At 66.6% G+C, this 20,760-nt stretch carries 15 protein-coding genes; 9 read left to right on the top strand and 6 right to left on the bottom strand.

From position 1 onward, the window contains the following. Positions 1 to 35 precede the first annotated feature (35 nt). From AC1DQC_RS09770 to AC1DQC_RS09750, 5 genes are all read left to right on the top strand, one after another. A complete protein-coding gene (locus AC1DQC_RS09770) occupies positions 36 to 2,558 on the top strand; it encodes a DUF4268 domain-containing protein (protein ID WP_477051043.1) in 2,523 nt (840 codons plus the stop codon). 145 nt (positions 2,559 to 2,703) lie between these two features. Then, positions 2,704 to 2,892 carry a hypothetical protein gene (locus AC1DQC_RS09765; RefSeq protein WP_477051042.1) on the top strand — a complete coding sequence of 63 codons (189 nt, stop codon included), beginning with the start codon at positions 2,704 to 2,706 and terminating at the stop codon, positions 2,890 to 2,892. A gap of 296 nt (positions 2,893 to 3,188) precedes the next feature. After that, the gene (locus AC1DQC_RS09760) at positions 3,189 to 8,237 is read left to right on the top strand and encodes an AAA domain-containing protein (protein WP_477051041.1); all 5,049 of its coding nucleotides are present in this window, start codon (positions 3,189 to 3,191) and stop codon (positions 8,235 to 8,237) included. A 224-nt stretch (positions 8,238 to 8,461) separates the two neighbouring features. Further along, the gene (locus AC1DQC_RS09755; RefSeq protein ID WP_477051040.1) at positions 8,462 to 9,205 is read left to right on the top strand and encodes a hypothetical protein; all 744 of its coding nucleotides are present in this window, start codon (positions 8,462 to 8,464) and stop codon (positions 9,203 to 9,205) included. Positions 9,206 to 9,490: 285 nt separating this feature from the next. Then, complete coding sequence (locus AC1DQC_RS09750; RefSeq protein ID WP_477051039.1) at positions 9,491 to 11,371, top strand: hypothetical protein; 1,881 nt, start codon at positions 9,491 to 9,493, stop codon at positions 11,369 to 11,371. 99 nt (positions 11,372 to 11,470) lie between these two features. Here the strand turns inward: AC1DQC_RS09750 and AC1DQC_RS09745 are convergent, their stop codons facing one another. Further along, positions 11,471 to 12,157 carry a hypothetical protein gene (locus tag AC1DQC_RS09745; protein WP_477051038.1) on the bottom strand — a complete coding sequence of 229 codons (687 nt, stop codon included), beginning with the start codon at positions 12,155 to 12,157 and terminating at the stop codon, positions 11,471 to 11,473. Between the two features lie 666 nt (positions 12,158 to 12,823). Between AC1DQC_RS09745 and AC1DQC_RS09740 the strand changes: the two genes are divergently transcribed. Further along, positions 12,824 to 13,828 carry a hypothetical protein gene (locus AC1DQC_RS09740; protein ID WP_477051037.1) on the top strand — a complete coding sequence of 335 codons (1,005 nt, stop codon included), beginning with the start codon at positions 12,824 to 12,826 and terminating at the stop codon, positions 13,826 to 13,828. Between the two features lie 594 nt (positions 13,829 to 14,422). Beyond that, positions 14,423 to 15,352 carry an FUSC family protein gene (locus AC1DQC_RS09735; protein WP_477051036.1) on the top strand — a complete coding sequence of 310 codons (930 nt, stop codon included), beginning with the start codon at positions 14,423 to 14,425 and terminating at the stop codon, positions 15,350 to 15,352. Between the two features lie 142 nt (positions 15,353 to 15,494). Here the strand turns inward: AC1DQC_RS09735 and AC1DQC_RS09730 are convergent, their stop codons facing one another. Both AC1DQC_RS09730 and AC1DQC_RS09725 read right to left on the bottom strand, forming a co-directional pair. Next, entirely contained in the window at positions 15,495 to 16,052 is a 558-nt protein-coding gene (locus AC1DQC_RS09730) for a potassium channel family protein (RefSeq protein ID WP_477051035.1), read from the bottom strand. A gap of 231 nt (positions 16,053 to 16,283) precedes the next feature. After that, a complete protein-coding gene (locus AC1DQC_RS09725; RefSeq protein WP_477051034.1) occupies positions 16,284 to 16,823 on the bottom strand; it encodes a phosphatase PAP2 family protein in 540 nt (179 codons plus the stop codon). A 27-nt stretch (positions 16,824 to 16,850) separates the two neighbouring features. Between AC1DQC_RS09725 and AC1DQC_RS09720 the strand changes: the two genes are divergently transcribed. Then, the gene (locus AC1DQC_RS09720) at positions 16,851 to 17,069 is read left to right on the top strand and encodes a hypothetical protein (protein ID WP_477051033.1); all 219 of its coding nucleotides are present in this window, start codon (positions 16,851 to 16,853) and stop codon (positions 17,067 to 17,069) included. Between the two features lie 332 nt (positions 17,070 to 17,401). Further along, entirely contained in the window at positions 17,402 to 18,445 is a 1,044-nt protein-coding gene (locus tag AC1DQC_RS09715; protein WP_477051032.1) for a hypothetical protein, read from the top strand. Between the two features lie 70 nt (positions 18,446 to 18,515). Here the strand turns inward: AC1DQC_RS09715 and AC1DQC_RS09710 are convergent, their stop codons facing one another. The 3 genes from AC1DQC_RS09710 to AC1DQC_RS09700 all read right to left on the bottom strand — a co-directional run bounded on the left by AC1DQC_RS09710 (position 18,516) and on the right by AC1DQC_RS09700 (position 20,738). Further along, on the bottom strand, positions 18,516 to 18,965 hold the full coding sequence (locus AC1DQC_RS09710; protein WP_477051031.1) for a group II truncated hemoglobin: 450 nt from the start codon (positions 18,963 to 18,965) through the stop codon (positions 18,516 to 18,518). Positions 18,966 to 19,270: 305 nt separating this feature from the next. After that, positions 19,271 to 19,630: a nuclear transport factor 2 family protein gene (locus AC1DQC_RS09705; protein ID WP_477051030.1), complete on the bottom strand. Its 360-nt coding sequence runs from the start codon at positions 19,628 to 19,630 to the stop codon at positions 19,271 to 19,273. Between the two features lie 40 nt (positions 19,631 to 19,670). Beyond that, entirely contained in the window at positions 19,671 to 20,738 is a 1,068-nt protein-coding gene (locus AC1DQC_RS09700) for a class I SAM-dependent methyltransferase (protein ID WP_477051029.1), read from the bottom strand. Positions 20,739 to 20,760: the final 22 nt, after the last annotated feature.

Raw genomic sequence — 20,760 nt, 5'->3', positions numbered from 1 at the left:
GGGTCGTTTTCGCAGGTGAGAACACGGAGGCGCGCGTGGTCAAGGCGATGGAGACAAGCTTCGCCGGGGTCCTGGAGGGCAAGAAGCAGTACCAAGTTCCCCTGTACCAGCGGGTCTACTCGTGGCAGAAGAAGCAGCTTGACCAGCTCTGGGACGACATCGTCGAGCTCGTCACGACCCGCCGTGACGATCCTGCAGCGACGCACTTCATCGGCTCGCTCGTCCTGGCCACCAGCCCCGACTTCACCGCCATCGGCGTGTCCAAGCTGCTCGTCGTCGACGGCCAGCAGCGTCTGACCACGCTCACTCTGCTGCTCGCGGCGCTACGCGACCACCTTGCGGAGACCGGTGACGCCGGCCATGCCGGGGGCATCCATGCGCAGTACCTCGTCAACGTCTACGACAAGGGCAAGCCGAGCAAGGTGCTGCCCACCCAGGCCGACCGCGAGGCGTTCAAGGCGGTGCTGACGTCGTCGCCGGAGGCGGGCGGATCCGATGCGATCGGCAACGCCTACAACCACTTCCGCGCCAGGATCGCCGCCGCAGACGACCCCGATGACCCGCACGACCTGGAAGAGATCGAGAACGCCGTCGTGCACGGGTTGGCCGTCGTCGTCGTGACCGCGGAGCCCGGCGACAACGCCCACCGCATCTTCGAGTCGTTGAACAACACTGGGTTGCAGCTCAACCAGTCCGACCTACTCAAGAACTACTTGTTCATGCGGCTCGGAGGGCGCGGCGAAGAGGTCTACGACGCGGTGTGGCTGCCCCTCGAGAAGAAGCTGTCGTCCGACGCGCTCGAGCTGCTGTTCTGGCTGGACCTGGCCCAGCGCGACGAGCGTGCCAAGCAGTCGGACACCTACTCCGGCCAGCAGAAGCGGCTCGAGAAGTTCACCACGCCCGACCAGATCGAGTCAGAGGTACGGCGCATCGCCGCGCTCGGCGACGTCCTGGCCACAATCCTCGACCCGTCGCGAGAGAGCGACCCCGCCATCCGACGCCGGCTAGAACGCATCAGGGCATGGGGCTCGACCACGGCGTACCCGGTTGTCATGACGATCCTTGCCCGTCGGGCGGCGCACACCGCGACATCCACCCAGGTTGCTGACGCCTTGCTGACGCTGGAGTCGTATTTCGTCCGTCGCATTGTCGTCGGGCGCGCGACTGCAGGCCTCAACCGGAGCCTCCTCCAGGCCGTGGGTGCTGTCACGGACGCCGAAGGCATCGATGTCGCCCTGCGCGACTACCTGTCCCGCGGACGCAAGTACTTCGGCACTGACAAGCAGGTCCGCGAGGCCGTCGGAGTGGTGCCCTTCTACTGGCAGGGCCGCGCCGCGCAGAAGAAGCTAATCCTGCACTGGATCGAGGAGTCTTACGGGTCCAAGGAGGTCGTTGACCCCAAGTCGCTCACGATCGAGCACGTGCTGCCACAGACCCTGACCGACGCCGTTCGGAAGGAGTTCGCGTCCGGGCTTCCCGACCACGCCGACGTGGCGGCCGAGCACGAGCGGATCGTGCACACCGTCGGCAACCTGACGCTCACCGGCTACAACAGCGAGCTGAGCAACCGCCCGTTCGCCGCCAAGCGGGCCATGCTGGCCGGGTCGGGGCTCCTCATGAACCAGGAGATCGCCGGGAACGCGACGTGGAGCGTGGCTGAGATCAACGCACGTGGCGCAGCCCTGGCCGAGAAGATCATCAGGCTGTGGCCAGGACCGAACGAGGCGCTAGCCGGCACAGGCGACGCGGAGCCGTCCGAGACGCGGCGTATGGTCGCCTCCATCGTCGCGGAGATTCCGGCGGGGCGCTGGACGTCTTACGGCGAGGTCGCACTCGTCGCGAGCTCCTATCCCCAGCCCGTTGCAGCGATCATCACCACACACCTCATGCAAGGTGCCTGGCGGGTGCTCCAGACCGGCGGGACGATTTCCTCCGGGTTCCGCTGGCTCGATCCCGAGCGCTCCGAGGACCCGCGTGCCTACCTGGAGTCCGAGGGTCTGACGTTCGACGACGACGGGCACGCCGCCGCAGAGCAGTTCATCGACGCCCGTGAACTCGCCGAGCTCGCCGGACTCGAGGTCGGCGACGAGCCGCCTGCCTGGCGCGCTGCGGGCACCAGGCCGCTGCTGGCCCAACGGCACGCGTTCTTCCAGACCGTCCGTGACCTCGGCGAGTCCACAGGAACCCTGATCACGTCGTGGCCTAAGGCCTCGACGCAAGACGCTGTCGACGTCAACGTCGGCCAACCCGGCTGCGCCGTCGTCCTATCCCTCGCCAGCCGGGAGCCGGCCGTCTATTGCTCGTTCTACATCCGCAATGACAAGGCCCTGTTCGCCCACCTCCACACACGCCGCCAGGAGATCGAGGACGCCCTCGGCGTGAGCCTCGAATGGCGCGACGTCCCGGAGAACAAGTCCAGCCAGGCGATCCTGCGCCGCGACGGCGACTGGCGCGACGAGGCCCTCGCACCCGATCTCGCACAGTGGCTCGTCAGCACCGCCGAGACATTTGCCGCAGTCTTCCCGAAGTGGGTGCAGGAAGTCCGACCGCTCGTCTGATCTGCCCGCCGATCGCGATCTCTATGCTCGCCCCATGACATGGTGCGAACTTTGCGATCTGGATCGCGCGGTGTGTGCTCATGGTCTGGCGGACCGGCAGAGGCGTGCTGAGCGGACTGCGGCGCTTCGAGTCTCGCCTCGGGGGATGGCGCATTTCGACGGCTGCCCGCACAAGGGCGACGACGCCGACTACGACGCGTGGGGGCTCGTCGACGAGCAGGGCGCCTGGCAACGGATCGGCAACGGCGACACAATCGCGATCTCTGACGCACTGGGACGACCGCTTGCCGCAACCAGCCGATGCAGCGACTGCATCGCCCACGGCCCGTGGTGAGCTTGCTTGTGGCTCGCCGTTTTGCCTCTTCGTCCCAGACTCGTCGTCTGACTAGTCGCGTCGATCGGCGGGGGTGCATGAGGCCGCACCGATTGGCTCGGGAACGCGCAGCGGGTTAGCCGCTAGGGCACATTGCAATGCGATTCGTGGCTCAGCGACGATCTGAATTGGACGTCCTCGCCTGAGGTCAGTGCGACGATGGGCGAGTAACTGTCACGGGTCGGAGGTTCGCGGTGCGTCACGACGGCGGGGGAGGATCTGTTCGGGACGCGGTCCTGGATCAGACGTCCCGGCTCTTGGAGTTCCTCGCCGCGCTGGCTCGCGACGTTGGCCCAGCGACAGTCCGCGACGTCAGCCAGTACGACATCAGCATCTGGCCCGGGGACGTCCCCAACCACCACGGTGTCCTGCTGGGGCCAAGCGACACCCGCGCCGAGTGGTTGACCGTGCGCCGTGTCGCCGACTTGGATCCGCCGACGCCGCCGGCTCGCATAGCTGAGCTCGTCGACATCCCATCCGTTGCCGATGCATTCGGTTCGCCACGTCTCGTTGACCCGGATTCCGAGGATCGCGACGACGCGCTCAACGAGGATCGAGCTCTGGCCGAGCAGGTGCTAGACCAGTGGACCAGAGTGTCGTGGGAGCCGTGGTCGGTTCGCGCCCGAGCAGCCCGGACCGCTCGTTCCCTCTACGAGAAGCTGTACCAGCTACATCTGCGTGCGGAGCGCGACGAAGCCACCCACGAGATCGTCTGGGGACGCGCGTTGCTCTCTTGGTCACCCGGGAGTGCGCGAATCCGGGCGCCCATCCTCACGGTGCCGGTCACTGTGGACATTGACGAGACCGACGGTTCGATCTCGGTCGCTCCTGAACGAGGGATCGAACTCGAGCTGGACGCGATCGAGGGGCTCGGGCTGCCGGGTGTCGACGAGCTCGTCGGTCTCCGGACGCGGCTACGTGAGGCGCCGCCGGACCCTTGGTCCACGCCAGAGATGCTGGAAGTCCGTCAACAGTTTCTCGCTCCCCTCGGGCTCAATGCGCGCGCGGAGGAGGGCGTCGATGTTCTGCCGCCCGGTCCGCACCCCGTCCTGAACGACGGGTGGGTTCTCTTCCTACGCCCGCGGCCAGTGCGACACGAGCGCTTCTATACGGAGCTGTCTCAGGTGCTGATGGACACCGGGTTTCTTCCTGAAGCGCTGGCCGCGATCGTCGCGGACGAGCAGAGGGTGAGCGGTGCCCTGTCGGCGCTGGGACAGTCATCGCCCGAGAACGATGGAACGGCCGACCGGATCCTGATGCCGTTGCCAACGAACGTGGAGCAGGAACGAATCGCTCGGCAACTGTCGACCTCGCGCGGCGTGACGGTCCAGGGGCCGCCGGGGACTGGCAAGAGCCACACGATCGTGAATCTCGTCTCGCATCTCGTGGCGCAGGGAAAGCGAGTTCTGGTCACAGCGCAGAACGAGCAGGCGCTCGCGGTACTCCGGGACAAGATCCCTGTCGAGCTCCGCGATCTCTCGGTCGCCGTTCTAGGTTCAACGCCCGCAGCGATGGACCAGCTGCGAGCTTCGGTGCAATCGGTGATGGACTCGGCGGCGGGTCTCGATGTCGAGCGCGAGCAACGCAAGATTCGCGATCTTGGTCTGCAGGTCGACGCCCTCCGTGAGGATCAAAGGCGCACAGACCTTGCACTCGTGGAGGCTTTGCGGGGAGAAGAGCGGGAGTTCGTTCTTCCGGCCGGATCCGCACGTGCCCCTGATGTCGCGATCTGGCTAGCACGTCATCAGCAACTCAATCTCGTCCCTGACGCTTTGCGCGCAGACGCACAGTTGCCGCTATCCCACGGCGAGCTCATCGAGTTTTTCGGGTTGGCGACCGACATCGAAGCCTCCGATGCATCCGGGGCCGTGCTCGACTTCCCGAAGTCCACGGACGTACCAAGCGGATCCGAGCTTGCGGCGAAGGTCGATCGTCTCGATCAACTGCGTAGTGCCATGGCCGACTTGGAGCATCTGGGATTGCGAGTCGAGGCGCTCGACGCCCTCCGAGTGGAGGAGTGTGCGTCGGCTGCTGCCCGTGCCCGCCACGGGGCGGCGCGACTTCAGGAACTCTCGGGCGCATGGGAGGAGCGTGTCGGGCGCGAGCTGGTTCGCTCCCCGGAGTTCAGCCACCACTGGCGTGCTCACCGCGAGGCGCTCCGAGGCGAGCTCGGGCAGGCCATGGAGATCCGGCGATTCCTTGGAGGGCACGAGGTCGTTGTCCCCACCGGGGACCACCGCGAGCAGACCGCGGTGCTCGAAGAGATGGCGTCACGTTTTGCCGCTGGCAAGGGGATCCCCAAGCTCGGTAGCCGTGACCTCCGAGAACTGCACGACGCTGTGCGTGTCGACGGTCTAGCTCTACGCACCGTCGACGAGGTCAGATTGGCTCAGTGGTCGATCAAGCTCCGAGTGGTCGAACGAGGTCTACGAACGCGGTTGGTTCAGATCAGCAACGAGTCCGGAACACCTGCCCCTGATGAGGGGCCCGGCTTCCTCGCTGGGGCGCAAGAGATTGTCAGCCGGATCGAGCAGCTCGAGGCGTGGTATCTGCACGAGGCGCCGGCGATGAACGCCGACCTAGGGCGCTACGTGTCGATCGGAGTGCCCGCGGGGTCAGTCGCGTCGCTCGGGTCGGCCGCCGCCATCTTGGAAGGGGCCGCGGCGCGCTTTGAAGAGCGGCGCATCGCGGGGGACCTCGAGGAGCTTCGAGTCGCCCTCGAAGAGCGGTCGCGCGCTTCGAGCGCATCGCCGTTGTGGGGCCTTCTCGTGAGTGCCCTCGCTCGGCGGGACTGGACCGCATGGCGGCAGACGATCGAAGAGTCGGAGCGGTTGGCCGAAGTGCGTCCACGTGTGCTTCGTCGCGCTACTTTGTCTGATCGACTCTCGGCCGTCGCCCCTCTGTGGAGTCGGCAGATCCTGGTGTCGCGGGGGGCAGCGTCGGCGGCCGGAGACCCCGCTGAGGCCGAGCTCCTTTGGACCTGGCGCACAGCCAACACGTGGCTCGACGACCTTCACGCTGCCGGAGAGGTCAGCCAGCTGATGGCTCGAGCCCACGCCGAGGCGGCCGAACTCAGGCGACTTGTTCTCGACCTGGCGAATCGATCTGCACGGCTAGCCCTCAAGCTGAACCTCAAGGACCAGCAGCGGCGGGCGCTCTCAGCGTGGCTCAATGCTCTCGGTCGGCGCGGTAAAGGTACGGGCAAGTACGCCCCGAAGTGGGAGGCGCAGGCCCGCAAGGAGCTCCCGGTCGCCATGGGCGCCATCCCGGTGTGGATCATGCCGATCCACCGGGTTGTCGACAACTTTGACCCGACTCGATCCGAACTCTTCGACGTCGTGATCGTCGACGAGTCGTCCCAATGTGACCTGCTGTCCGCCGGGGTACTCGCACTAGGGCGGAAGGCCGTCGTCGTTGGCGACGACAAGCAGACTTCGCCGGCCGCGGTCGGCGTGGATCGCGAGCGGATCAGCAAGCTTCAGTCGGCGCACATCCCCGATGTGGACCACAAGGAGCTTCTGACTCTCGACGAGTCGTTGTACGCGATCGCCGAGCGCGCATTCCCGTCGGTAATCTTGCTTCGCGAGCACTTCCGCTGCGTCCCCGAGATCATCGGGTTCTCCAACCGCTACTACAGCGGCCGGATCCTGCCCCTGCGTGAGACATCACGGCCGCAGATCGGGCAACCGCTCCATGCCGTTCATGTTACCGACGGAGCTGCGGTGTCGTCGGGATCGCATCGGGTCAACCCCCGTGAAGCCGAGAAGCTCGTCGACAAGGTTGTCGAATGTGCAGCGGACCCGGCCTATGACGGACTCACCTTCGGCGTGGTCGCTCTCCAGAGCGGACCCCAGTCGCAGATCATCGAGGCGATGCTGCTGGAGCGATTGGGGCTCGTCGAGTTCCAGCGCCGTCACCTTCGCGTCGGCAACGCTGCGAACTTCCAGGGGGACGAACGCCACGTGGTGTTCATCAGCGTCGTCGCCGACAGCAACTCGTTCGCCGCGACAAGGACACCGGACAAGCAGCGGGTGAATGTCGCTGCTTCCCGTGCGCAGGACCAACTCTGGGTGTTCCACACGGTCGATCCGGCGACGCTCCACGCGGACGACGAACGCAAAGCCCTGATCGAGTACGTGCGCGACGCCGATAAACGCAAGGCCGACGTCACCGATCTGTTCGAACTCACGGAATCAAAGTTCGAGCGAGATGTCCTCCAACAGATCCTTGATCGAGGCTACGAGGTCGTTCCGCAGTACCGCGTAGGGGCGTATCGCATCGACATGGTGGTCAAAGTCGCCCAGGGTGAGCGTTTGGCCGTCGAGTGCGACGGCGATCAGTTCCACGGTCCCGAGCAGTGGGATAACGACGTCCGCCGCCAACGGGTGCTCGAACGACTGGGATGGTCGTTCTGGCGGGTGCGTGCTTCCGCCTACTATCGCGATCCAGACGTCGCAATGGCCTCATTGTGGGAGCGACTGGACCGTCAGAAGGAGCGTGCGCGCCAGGCTGCTGAACGCTCAGCGGCGCGGGCGAAGGCGGAGGAGGAGCGTGCCACGATCCGTGCGCGCGATCTGGCTGCCGCGAGTGCCCCAGCTGGATCGGATGACGCTGCTGTCGTAAACGACGGCGTGGGCGCCGGGAAGTCATCGCCCCTGCGGCCGGCCCTCGACGGGCTCCAACCGACAACAGCCGTGACCGTGTCCGGAGCGGTACCGCCGCCGAGCGTGCGAGCCGTATCCAGGCCGAATGCACGCGCCACTGTGATTCATGACCCTGCCCGGTCAGCTCCGTCAGATTCGGGTCCACAGCCCGCGGAGGTTCGGGCGTGGGCCAGACGGGCAGGCATCCATGTCGGCGAGCGCGGTCGAATTGCACCAGAGCTGGTCTCACTCTACCTCGAGAGCCATCGGCCCCAGACCGCCGATGTGCGCCCAGCGGTTGGTTCGGAGCGCGCTGCACCTGCGTCCTCTACCCAGGAAGCTCAGCCTGCGCCAGACACGGATCGTCGCCCCAGGCAGGCTGCACCCGATTTGGAGCAGCCCCTGCTCCGCGGGCGTAAGTACCGGATGGCTGCCGCCGGCGACGTGACGGCGAAGGAGGGTGGCCCTGAACTAGCCCAAGTCATCGGTGTCACGAAGGCCGACCAGGTCAAGGCGAGGATCAAGCGCGTCAAGCCGCACGGCGGCGTGCTGTGGGTGGACGACTGGGGTGTGGTGACGGCGCTGACAGACAAGGAACCACGCGAGCCAGTCTTCATCACTCGTGTTAACGCAGACGACTGGTTCCCGAGTCACTGGAGGTGACCGCGTGAGGTGCGAGTCTCCGCTGGACGCGGCGCGAGATAGAGCGCGCCGAGGTTATGGATCGGGCGAACGAGTGGTCACGAACGAAGGGTGCGCCGAGCGGCGCGTACCAGCTCGGATTCGGGGCTGAGGGCCGATTGGGACGGGCACGCGTTCAGGTATCTCCGTGCCTCCTGACGGGCCGGCCAGAGTCAGCCCGGTCCCGTCTGGCAGACTGCGTCTCCGTGACATGGCTGTGGGGCGTTATCGCGGGGACGTTGGTTGGAATCGTCGTTACTGCTCTCGTGAAGCCACTCACGGAGTACGCCAACAAGCTGTCCGAAGCGCTCTGGGGATTCGACCCCGTCTACGTGCACGTCGAACGAGATCAGCGACTCATCTGGGCAAACTACCCACCCTGGCTGAGCTTCGCGTACGCATTCCCCGATGGCCTACCGACGGAGCCCCGGCCCGCCATCTCCTTTGACGCGTGGCAGTGGGCACATCGCAATGGTGGCTTTGACCTCGGCCTATCCATGATGCAAGTCACGATCCAGGCGAGGTCTGACGTCTCGATCGTCATCGAGGACGTGCTGATAAGGAACACCCGAACCGATCGGCGAGCCAAAGTGGGAGTCTTGTTCGCGGCGGCCGGCGGGGCGGAAGTAGATCCTCGTCGCCTCGACGTGGATCTCGATGCGTTCGACCCGCCTGTCGTCGACTTCATTTGGGCGCCGAACGAAGAGCCCGGCCCTGTTCCAGCCCTACAGCTCGGCACAGGGCAGGTCGAGCGGTTCCACATTTGGGTGAAGGCGGACGCATCATGGAATGAGTGGCACATTCACCTGCCGCTCCTCGTCAACGGTCGACGCATCGACAAGTTCATCGGCAGCGCTCGTAAGCCGTTCGTGACCGTGGGATGGTCAGCCGTGGAGCAGACGAGCCGCGCCGAGACTCACGGCACTTGGTCTGACAACGGCGACATCTAAACCCGAATCTGATTCGACGCATGTCCGGCCGCAGCTTCACGTGTCGGTCTGGGGCTTCAGATAGCAGGCAATTAATCGGCGAACCAACCTCCCATCCTCGGCCGCCCTCTACGACTTCCACACTCTGCGCATTTAGTGATCGAACTCGATGCGGAGGGGCATCGGAGCTGAGGCATCGGAAGTCGCGAACGCCACGCAACGCCCGGATGACAGCAAACGGGCAGCTGCTGCGATAGTGCGTCCTGATAGGCGGAGGTTCGCGGCAGGACCCGATAGGAGAAGTTGATGAGCGGGAACGTTGTCCAGTCGGCGCAGGAGTGCTGGGACAGCTTGGTCGCAGCTGGGGTGCTTCGTCCGCAGGACTATGACGCCGACCTCGTTGACGAACTGCGCTCCCGCTTCGCCTTCGATGAGTCCAAGGACTTCCGGGTTGCAATTGACGCCTTGTCGGCCCAGGAACTGATCGAGAACCTCTTCGAGGTCCTCGAGCCCGTCGTCGTCATGCTGTCAGATCTGTTGCGCCTGTACGAGGCGATCCAAGCCACGCGAGCGTCGGGCCCGAACCTGCGTGTCAGGTTCAACTTCGATCGCGACGTGCGGCCGTTCGAGTTTGACATCGAAGTCTTTCGCGATTGGGAAGAGACAAGTCGTCGTGTCCTCGTCGCCCGGAGGTACCCGAGATGGAAGGCTGGCGCGGCCTGGGGGCTGCGCAGCGCGATCGCGCAAGGGCTGCTCATACTTTCCCCCGACGTAGATCGGCCGGTCGGTCGAAATCGATCCATGGCGTGGCCGCCTGCTCAAGCGGCCCCGGTGAGCGGGATCGACCAACTTGACTCGCGTATCGCCAGGGCTTGGCAGATGCGCGAACAGTTTCTCGCTGAGGCGTCGGCACAATGGCCGGCTCGCTCCGACTACTCCGACGGATTCCAGGGTCCGGACGGTCTTGGGAATCTCGCCAGCCTCGTCAGCGACTTCTGGGACTACGCCATCGGTGAGGAACTAACCTGGCTGGCCGACCGCGGTGCAACGGCCTTGGCACTGGGGGGCGCAACCGTCAGGCTCGCCACCGCAGTCGCCGAGGTTACGAGGGAAATGGACGCCGCACTCGAAGAACTGCCAACGGTCGGACGCCTGATCCGCGAGAACGTCAACGAACTCACGTCATTGCTTTCCCTTCCGATTTGGGGCAAACGGCACGAGGTGTACTCGGCTTGGATCTTCACTCGCATCGTCGATGCGATCGGCCAGCGACGACTCGACTTCAAAGTCACGTCAGGCCGCCTCTCCTTCGACTTCGGGGGCGTCGAGCTCGCCACCTTCGACTCGGTCGACGGCCCGATTGCCGTGTGGACTGAGTTGCGAACCGCTTATGGAACACCAATTGGGCACGGCCGTACCGGCGGTGTACAGCCGGACTTCCGTCTGGTTCGAGAGCCAATCGACGAACCTGGGTCATCGACTCTGGCTGTAGAGGTGAAGCAGTACCGGCGCTCGGTTCTGCGGAACCCGGCAGACGCGCTCGCTGACTACACGGGGGGACTTCCGCAGGCGCACGTCGTATTAGCGGCATACGGACCGGTGAGTAAGAAGGTGCTGGACCGTCTCGAGCCCGGCGCGCGTTCGCGGGCAACCGTGGTCCGGCACCTGCGCCCGGGGAACTCCGACCAACTCGAGGAATTCCGAGCCGTAATCGCAGCTCACATCCCGGATGAACCGACTCCTTCAGAGCGGCCGAACGCCAGCGACTACGCGTCGAGCTGGACAAGGGACGGTGATGTCAGGGTGGAACTGGCGTGGGACGACCCGGCGGTCGACCTCGACCTGCACGCGCGCTTGCCTGGGGCCCACGCAGTGTGCCATTCGAATCTCGCTGCTTTCACGGCCTCGGGTCACGTCGTGCTCGAGAGGGATGTCCTGCGCGGAGGCGGTGATCCTGAGATCCTGCACGTCGCCGGCTTGGAGGTCGTCGCGGTCCACGTCAATGCATACTCATCGCACGCGCTATCAGATGTCGACGCTTCGATCCGCATCGTGAGCGGCGCGATCGACGAGACGATCAGGTGGGTCGGCGCGCACGACGACGACGGCGCTCGGTGGCGCCACGTCATGAATATCTATCCGGACCGTGTCGAGATGGTCGTCGACCATTCGCTCAACCGTCCGTGACCGCATGGCCTAGTTGGCGCGGTCGCATAAAGACCACGCCGTTTTGGTCGGGCTCTGTATTCGGCTGACGCGCATCGGCGTGAGGGGTCCCGTGTTCTCCTAGACGCCCGTCGCACCGGCGCGGGCTGGCGTCCAGCCATCTAGCAAGCGGGCTGCGGATTCGAGACAGTCCAGATCGGAGCCGAAGGCGCCCCGGTCCAGCTGCGACTTCACGGCCCGACGCACGCGCTCGCACTGCCACTTGCCCGAACTTGGCAAGCGCACGTACTCCTCGGCCAGTACCAATGCGTGGTATTGGTCAAACATCTGATCCGGCCGCTCTACGGCTTCGAGGACTGCACGAACTGTCGCGAGCTCCGGACGAACCTCCAAAACTCCCAAAGCCCACACTCGAGCGCCTTCCGAGCCGGTCCACAGCAGGTTCAGCACGCGCTCGGCGTCGACGTCCTGGGCGTGCGCGTCCTCGCCGGCTTTCGAAATGATCTCCTCGAGCTTCTCAGTACGAGCATCGCCTGGAGGAAGATCCAACCTCCACTGCTTGTAACTGTCCGCCACAGCGGAAACCCGCTGGCCCAGCGTGTCCGCTGCGGCCGTCAGAACTCGTGCCGTCTCAAGGTCCCCCTTACGTGCAGCAGCGTCGGCCTTGTCCCGGAGCCTAAGTTCGAGGTCGCCCCACCGGATCGAGTCGAGTTCATCGCCCAGGAGTCCGACTGCGAGGGTCAGCACGCCCAACGTAACCAAAGCTGCCGCGCCCGCATCACTCTGCCCGGAGAAGACAGCCACCACCCCGGTAACCAGGACGATGAACCCCAGGGCGAGGGCGCCCCACCGAACCTCGCTCGACGGACGACGCCGTTTCCTCGCTGCAGCGGTCCTGTCGCGGTTGAATCTTGACAAGTTGCGATCTCCCATGCGCGCGCCAAACTGCTGGCGTTCCGGTTGTTACGCCCAAGCATGATTCTGGGGGCCGCGGCGCCGCGATGGTGTGCCGACCCCGGATTCCACCCGAGTCTCATTGATCCTTGCAGCCGCGTTATGGGGGACGGCGCTCCTCGACTCGTATCTCACAGCCCCAATCGGCTCGGATGAAGGAACCGAGACGACGTCGGCGGCCGACGAACCTGGGCCGGATGCGTCGGCCCGGGAGTTGACACCTAGGAGCCTGGGGGTTGCCAGGCGAGCCGCGACGGACTCAGAGCCTCAGTTGCGAGCCTCCCCTGAACCCCGGGGCGAGCCACAAGGCCTCTTGATCCACGAGCGGTAGCCGGCGCTCGAGATCGGCTGGCTAACAGCCGCGGCTGCGGCGGCGCACTCGTGGTCGGCGAACCGACCAACTACTCGAGGGGTCGCTTCAGCCGTCGTCGGCAACTGGCAACCAGCTTCAGAAGCGAACCACTAGCCTGTGCCAGGGGCCGATCCGTCGACGCGGGCGCCGGGCAGAACGGGGATCACGTGGTCAATGCGACAAGGCCCTGGCAAGGGCGGCTGTTCTGGGGTGTCGCCGCATTGTCTGCCGTCCTTGCGCTCGGTGGCGCGGTGATAATTGCCGCGATGATCACCGCTGCGCAGCAAGAATCGCTCCCGTCATTTGATTCGCCAGGAATACCTGTGGGTGTGTTCATGACGCCGGCCGACGGCGCGGCGCTTGCCAGCGCCTCTGCGGGGTTGGAGTGGACGACGCGGGTCTACGTCAATCGTGAAGGTTTCTCCGTCGGGCTGGGACTCGCTCGGGCGAGCGACCCCTACTCTTCGACACTCCGTCAATCCCTCGACTATGAGGCCGATGCGGGTGAACTGAATTCGGCGGTCACGGTGGTACTTGTGCTGCCGCCAAGTGAGGCCGCTCMCGCCAACCACGATGGCGCGGTGTCGCAGGAACTCAAGGACCTATTGGACACCTCGTCTGAGCTCTCGCCGTGGGGTGGCAAATGGTGTGCACAATGGACTCTCGCGGACGGCACAACTGCAGGTGTCCGACCCACAATTGACGCTAACTCTTGGAGGATGCGAGCCATTTGCGAGGTTCCGGCGATAGGGCGTTTCACGGCCTTAAGAATCGGTACGGAAGTGAGTGCGTCCGTGGACCTCTCGCTTCCCCATCTCGTCGGTCGCGGGGCAATTACTTTGTTCGAGTTGAACCAACCCTTCATAACGTCTGACGATCTGGATGCCATCGACGACGCCGTTGTACCCGTCGCCGCGCTCCGTCTTATCGCGATCGCCTATGGGGGCGTAACGCTTGAAGGGTCATCCGGGTCGAGTGGCATCCCCGGATTTCTCGTCACCGAATTTGGCGTCGGTGACTACGTCCCTCTCGTTGTCGTCGATCAGACCGCCCGAACTAATGGGCAGACGATCGTGCAAGTCATGTGGGTTTTGGTCGGTCTACTCGGGGGATGGGTCGGCATCGCCGGGTACCGTGCGGTGACGTGGACAGCCGAGCCGAAGGGCAGTTAGGGCTACTCGGCCGTCATGTGGGTGACAGTCGGCTGAYCGGTGGGAGTCCTCCGAGKGCGCTGTGGYGMCGTCGAGTGTTGTAGTGCTCGAGCCATGGGGGGTCTGCTGCATGGTGCGGTAACAGCGGGTCGCGGGCGGCGATGCGACATGAGGCCTCCACGAGATTTAGTGCGAGAACCGGGCCCGGCTGGCGATCCAGATCGATCGACCTCCCGTTGACCACGTCAACGAAACAGCTTCAGATTGGCTGAAGGGAGCGGAGCGCGCCGCGCGGAGTTGCAGGTCAGCCGTTCGGAGACCCGTGTCAACTCATGCCGGATCGCTTTCGATTCCCGCCACCCCCACGAGATCCATGTCGCTGACCTGCGCGGTGGCTAGCTGACCTGCCTTCTTCCTCCCTACGTTTCCCAGGGTCTGGTTCCGGCGTCCTTCCGAGGGCGGCGCGTAGAGTCGCGCGATAGACGCCAGACTCTTCCGATGGGGTGTGTGGCATGAGCGATGTCGAGGATGTCGGCCCCGGCGACAGGCAGCCGGGCGATCTCGAGGAGCCTGCGGCGCACGTCCCGTCTGGTAGTCGTCGGGTGCTCCATCTTGTTGGCGCTGCTGGTCGGGGTTGTTCTTCCTGCCGTACTCGTTGGCGCGTTGGTGGGCGAGTTGGGCGTCTCGGCGTTGTTCACCGGCGTGGTGTGGGGCGCGGTGGGGGCCAAGCTCGCGGGCACACGCCGGATGGTTTACGTGACGCCCTTGGTCGGGGTCGCGGCCGGTCTGGGCGCGTACACGGCATACGACTGGTGGTGGGTTGCGCTGCTGGCGGCGGCCGGCGTCCTTGCCGGTGCCGGGTACCGGTTCGGTTGGTTCGCCCCGCTGCTGGTGGTGCCCTACGCCGCCACCTTCGTGACGCCCGTGCACACCGCGACGACCGCCGTCACGTTCGGAGCGATCGTCGCGATCGGCACCGTGTACGGCGTCGTGATCATGCGCCGTTTCGGTGCGCCGGCGGTGGTCGAGGGCGACCGGTACTCGCTGCCGGTCACCGCCGTGATCGCGCTCTGCTTCGGCGCGGCCCTGGGTGGGGCCGCGGCGCTCGGGGTGGCTCTGTCGTGGACCGAGCCGTACTGGGTGCCGGAGCCGATCCTCGTCCTTGTCATGTACCTGCTCATGGGACACCGCGAGCGTATTCGCGAGAAGGCGCTCGGCACGGCTGTCGGCGCGGCTGCCGCCGTGGTCGTAGCCGCCGTCGGCCTGCCCCCGTGGGCCCAGGCGACGCTTGCCGTCGTCGCGTTCCTTCTCGCGGTGATGCAGCGGGCGACGTACTGGCTGATGTACGGGCTGTACACGTTCTCGCTGGTGCTGTTCCTGGCCTCGCCCGGGGACGTCGGGTTCGAGGCTGAGGAACGCGGGTTCCAGATCCTCGCGGGCATCGCCCTGTTGATCATCGGTCTGGCCGTGCTGCATCCCGTCGCGGGCATGCTCGCCAGGCGATACCCACAACCAGAGCTGGCAAGCACGGCTCCGGCTCGCTGATGGACCGCGCGGAAGAGACCACCGAGAGCTGGCTCATCCGCCGACTGCTCTTACGGGAGTTCTGGTGCGAGGAGGGGTGACCGCAGAACGGGCACCGACGAGCTCCGCGTTCCGGCCACGTTGTCGGTCGCGGTCCCAGCTGTCAGGCATCCGTAGGTGGTTTGGTCGAGCTGTTTCGGGAGATCTTGACGGCTTCGACGAATGCCTTGATCACGGTGCCGATGAGGATCAGGTCGAGGATCATCTGGACCGTGACCACCGCTCGAGCGCTGTGGCTGGTGGCCAGGATGTCGCCAAAGCCCACTGTCGTGAAGACCGTGACCGTGAAATACAGGGTGTCCGAGCGGGTGAGCCCACCGATGTTGAAGTTGCCGGCGTCGGCTTGCGACATCAGGAAGTAGGTCGAGGCGAAGAGGAGCAGGAACAGCGGAACGGTCAGGGTCAGTGCCTCAACGGCTTTGGCCGCCGGGTGGGTTGCGCGGATGATCGAGCGCACCTGGAGCACCGAGACTGCGCTGAGAATCAGGACGCCACCGACGACGATGACGGCGAACGGAAGGTCCGCGAGCAGGTGGAGAGGTAGCGCGAAGTAGGCCACGGTGACGGCGGCGGCGATGCTCAGGCTGCGGACCACCGCGGTCGCGTAGGGGTGCTGCCGTTGCGCGGGTGTCGGCGTCCGGGCCTCCACCGCGTCGGGCATGCCGTCTCCTTCATGCTCAGGAGGAACTGTTCGCCAGTGTCGCACCCATCACGACCCCGAAGCTGCGCCCTCGCGTCTCGAGGGTGGATGAGGAGACTTGGCGGCGTTCTCTGGCCACCACCAGACGAAGCCCCGGGTCTCAGCCGGCGACCGCCTGACCGGGCGGATCCGCATCCCTTCACCAGCGTCGCCGGCGACGAACGGGTACGGGCCCGGGGCGGTGGGTGGCCCTCAGGTAGGCGACATCATTCTCCGGACGAGGCGCCCAGCGGAACGGCCGACGACCGCGCCGGTTGCCGCCCCGACCAGAACGTCACCCGGGTAGTGGACGCCGGTGTAGACGCGCGACAGGGCGACCACAGCCGCGGCGACGCGCAACGGGATCCGCAGCTCGGGCACGATCTGCCCGACGGCGGCGGCGAACGCGGCGGCGGACGCGGAGTGCCCGGACGGGAAGGATGTCGACGTCGGCATCGGCACCCACCGCGGTGCCGGCACGCCCATGGCGGGCCGGTCCGGTCGGCGTCGGGCCCCGGCGCGCTTCATCGGCTGGTTCACGACGAAGGACGTCACAGCGATGGCCGCCACACCCGCCAGTGCTGCGTTGCGCCCCCTGCGTCCGCCGACGGTCGCGAGGAGCGCCGCCGTGGCAATCCAGGGTTTGGAGTGGTTGGCCGCCTGGGCCACGATCCGCATCGGCTCGTCGAGCAGGGGCGTCGACAGCCCGGCCACCGCCTCGTAGGCGCGGCCGAGGACTAGGGGCTCGCCCATCGGGCGCTGCGCGACATCCGGCGTGGTGTGACCGACGGCCTGTTCACCGTCGAGGACGCCAGGCTCGGGGTCATCGCGACAGCCGGGTGCATCCTCGCCTTCCTCCAGACGGCACTCGAGCCCGCCAGCGAGCTCGACGAGTCGGATGCGGACGCGCTCGCGGAGATGCTGCTGCGGATGCTGGGCATGACGGCAGAGTCCGCGCGTGCCGTCGCCCGGCGCCCACTTCCCGCAGTCTCCGTCTGACCGACGGCGGACGTCGTCGAACGAGCTCGAGCGAGCGGCCACGACGTCGGCGGGTCCGGTCCTGTGCCATGCCGGTGGAAGTTCGATCAGAGTTCGCCCACCGGTCACTCGACGGCGGCCCGCCGTGCCTAGCGTCGGGAAGTCGCCTCACGGTGTCGGGGAAGTGGTCTCGAGGGAGGGCTGTGGCATGTCTCGTTCCAGACTCCGCGTCACCGGTGTGGCCGCGGCCACTGCCGCCACCAGCTCGACACCGCGAGCGGAGCTGTGCGGCGGATCGCCGACCGCGCACCACCGACACGTCCAACGAACCGATCGAGCCCAGGAGTAACTCCGTGCCTTCGCGTCGTGCCTTCTCCACCGTCATCGTCCTCGCCGCATCCGCCGCGGTGGCACTCATCGGCTCCTCGGCGGCTCAGGCGTCGAGCCCGCCTCCGGGGCAGACGAAAGAAGGGCACTACTCGTTCGCGGTGATCGGTGACATCCCGTACGGCGATGCTCAGATCGCGTCGTTCCCGGCGTGGATCGACCAGATCAACGCCGCCCAGCCGGCCCTGACGTTCCATGTCGGCGACATCAAGAACGGCTCCAGCCGCTGCGACGACGCCTACTACACGATGATTCGCGCGCAGTTCGATCGGTTCGAGAACCCGTTGGTCTACACCCCGGGCGACAACGAGTGGACGGACTGCCACCGGGCGAACAACGGCGCCTACAACCCCCTGGATCGGTTGGCGTACGACCGCTCGGTGTTCTTCGACCGCCCAGGTACCACCCTCGGACAGCACCCGACCACGGTCGCCTCGCAGGCCTCCGCGGGCTTCCCGGAGAACGTCCAGCTCCGTCGCGCCGGCATCGACTTCGCGGCCATCCACGTCGTCGGCAGCAACGACGACCGTCAGCCGTGGACGGGCATCGGCAACACCACGGCGACAGCCCCACAGCTCGCCGAGGAGGAGGCACGGATGGCCAACGGGATCGCGGTCGTCCGCGACACGTTCGCCCAGGCACGTCACCGGCACGACCGAGCGGTGATGGTTCTCCTGCAGGCGGACATGTTCGATCCCACCTACACGCCGAACTTCGCCACGGACATCTCGGCGTTCGCCCCGCTCGTCCAGGCGTTGGTGGACGAGTCTTCGGCCTTCGACGGCCAGGTCTACCTGGTCAACGGCGACAGTCACGTCTACAACAGCGACTTCCCCCTCGCGGCCGGCTCGCCGTGGTTGACGACGTATGGCGTCGTGGGGTCGGCCGACAACCTCGAACGGATCACCGTCGACGGGTCGAGCAACAACAAGGACTGGTTGCGCATGACCGTCAACCGCCCCGGTGCGCAGAGCGTGCTGTCCTGGGAGCGCATCCCGTACACGTCCTGAATCGGCTTGGTGCCCCTCGACCGCGTCGAGGGGCACCAAGCAACGGGAGCGAACCTGAGCGCCACTCCGCTCACTCGACTGGCCCGTCCCAGGTCCACCGCGGGATCGTCAACCCGTCGGGAACGTCGTCTGCCGACGACGGGTAGCGGGCCATGGTCGTGCTCGTCGCCCAGGCGAAGTAGTCCCGGAGCGCGCGGGCGAGGCGAGGGTCGGCGGTCAGCCCGACGTCCTGCAGCGCACCCTCGAAGCAGGCGATCGCGCGGCGGTCCATCTCCTGGTGGTCGCCGTTCCCGCTGTGCATCCGCACGACCGATGACTCGTCGCCATAGCGCTCCGAGTACTCGGCCGGACCACCGAGCGCCTCGGCCCAGTAGGCGGTCAAGCGTTCGGTGTGCTGCGGGTGGAAGCCGTGGCTGAACGCGTGGGCGACCACGTCGTCGGCCAGGACGCGAGCGTGCCAGGCCTCGGCGAGCCGGTGCAGCCCCTCGTTCCCGCCCGCAGCCTCGAACAATGTCGGCATCCGGCAACTCTGCCACGGGAGAGGTTCCGTGGAACGGGAGCCAGCCGGCAGGAGTGGCCGTGCGATGCGTGGGCCCCCGGGTCCGGGGAGGTGGATGTCATGAATCGACCGACCGCCGACCGAGAGGCCCAAGCTGTTGCCGATCGCACGGTACTTCCGACTTGTCGAGCAGCGCCCCGACGAACAGCGCGCGGCTGGATCGGCTCACCTTCCGTCGGAAGTGCCGGACGAGGCGTCGTAGTCCTGCCGAGCACGCCGGTCCCAGCCGCTGCAGCCAGCGGACGGGACCGGCGTGCCGTGGCGGTTCAGTCCCAGGTCTGCACGACCGTCTGTCGGACGATCAGGCCGTCCTCGAGAACGCCGACGGCGGAGCAGATGACGCGGTTGCCGTCGGGGTACCGGCAGTGCTGGGTGAAGGCGAGGCCGTGCTCGTCGGCGACGGCGTCGCGGACCTCGTGGTCGATGTTGCGGCCGCAGATGTCGGCGAAGTAGGTCCGGATCTCTTCGCGGCCGCTCATGACCCGAGGGCTGGCCGGCGGGTTGTCGCGGTCGAGCAGGGTCAGGGTGGCGCCCTGTGAGTACCGGACGGCGATGGCGTCGGCGTCCCGGTTCTCGATCGCACGGGTCAGGGCGGCGAGCGGGGTGGTGGTGGCGGTGCTGGTCATGGCAGTGGTTCCTTTCAGGGTCGGGCTTCGATGACGAGGTTCACGGGTGAGGCGGTGGTGATCCGGACGCGGGTGAAGCCGGCGTCGTGGAGCACGGAGGTGAGTCGCGCGGGACCGGCCTGCGCCCCGAGCGCCAGCTGGCCGGGTTGGGCGAGCGAGGACGGCGTGCACACGAGGGTCGAGGCGCCGTAGAAGACCCGGCCCAGGGCGTGCAGGTTGCCTCGATCCGGTCCCCGGCGAAGGGTTCGACAACCATGAGGACACCGTCGTCGGACAGGCTGTGCAGCGCGGCGCGTGCCGCTGCGACGGGATCGCCCATGTCGTGCAAGCAGTCGAACATCGTGACGAGCGCCGCGCTGCCGACCGGCACGTCGGCCGCGTCGGCAACCTCGAACCGGGCCCGGTCGGCGACGCCGGCGTCCTGCGCTCGCAGGCGGGCCGTGGTGATCGACGCCTCGTGGTAGTCGAGGCCCAGGAACCGTGAGCGCGGGTAGGCCTCGGCCATGAGGATCGTCGAGGCGCCGTGGCCGCACCCGACGTCGACGACGTCCGCACCGGCAACGAGCCGGTCCACGACTCCGTCGAGAGCCGGCAGCCAGGACGACACCAGGTTGGCGACGTAGCCCGGACGGAAGAACCGTTCGGTGCCGGAGAAGAGGTCGTCGTCGTGCTCGTGCCAGCCGAAGCCGGCGCCGGTGCGGAACCGCTCTTCGATCTCGGCGACGTCGCGCAGGACCCCGAGGGCGAGCTGCATGCTCCCGGGGAAGAACGCCGGGCTGTCGGGGTCAGCGAGCGCGGCCTCCTGCTCGGGCGTCATCGTCCAGGTCCCGGAGCCCGGGTCGTAGAGCACGTAGCCACCCGCGGCCTGGTTGGCGAGCCACGGGGCCACGTAGGCCGCGGCCGTGCCGGTCCGCTCCGCGAGCTCTTCGGTCGACACGGGCACGCCGCCGCGCAGGCCGCGGTAGAGCCCGAGCCGGTCGCCGATCACGACGAGCGCGGCGCTGATCGTGGCGCCCAGGTCGCCGATCACCTGCCCGAGGAAGGCATCGAGGCGGTCCGGGTCGACCGCGCGAGCCTGGGGGGCTGGATTGAACAGAGTCTGCGTCATGGTCTCGTCCTTTCGTCGGGTC

Source organism: Cellulomonas sp. P4_H12 (assembly GCF_056400905.1).
Note: the sequence above shows the minus strand (reverse complement) of the source record. Positions and strands in the feature narration are given on the sequence as shown.

Excerpts from the sequence above, each read along its gene's own strand:
- AC1DQC_RS09765 (WP_477051042.1), top strand. The coding sequence starts at position 2,704 with ATGGCGCATTTCGACGGCTGCCCGCACAAGGGCGACGACGCCGACTAC.
- AC1DQC_RS09750 (WP_477051039.1), top strand. The coding sequence starts at position 9,491 with ATGAGCGGGAACGTTGTCCAGTCGGCGCAGGAGTGCTGGGACAGCTTG.
- AC1DQC_RS09730 (WP_477051035.1), bottom strand. The coding sequence starts at position 16,052 with ATGCCCGACGCGGTGGAGGCCCGGACGCCGACACCCGCGCAACGGCAG.
- AC1DQC_RS09725 (WP_477051034.1), bottom strand. The coding sequence starts at position 16,823 with ATGGGCGAGCCCCTAGTCCTCGGCCGCGCCTACGAGGCGGTGGCCGGG.
- AC1DQC_RS09710 (WP_477051031.1), bottom strand. The coding sequence starts at position 18,965 with ATGCCGACATTGTTCGAGGCTGCGGGCGGGAACGAGGGGCTGCACCGG.
- AC1DQC_RS09705 (WP_477051030.1), bottom strand. The coding sequence starts at position 19,630 with ATGACCAGCACCGCCACCACCACCCCGCTCGCCGCCCTGACCCGTGCG.
- AC1DQC_RS09700 (WP_477051029.1), bottom strand. The coding sequence starts at position 20,738 with ATGACGCAGACTCTGTTCAATCCAGCCCCCCAGGCTCGCGCGGTCGAC.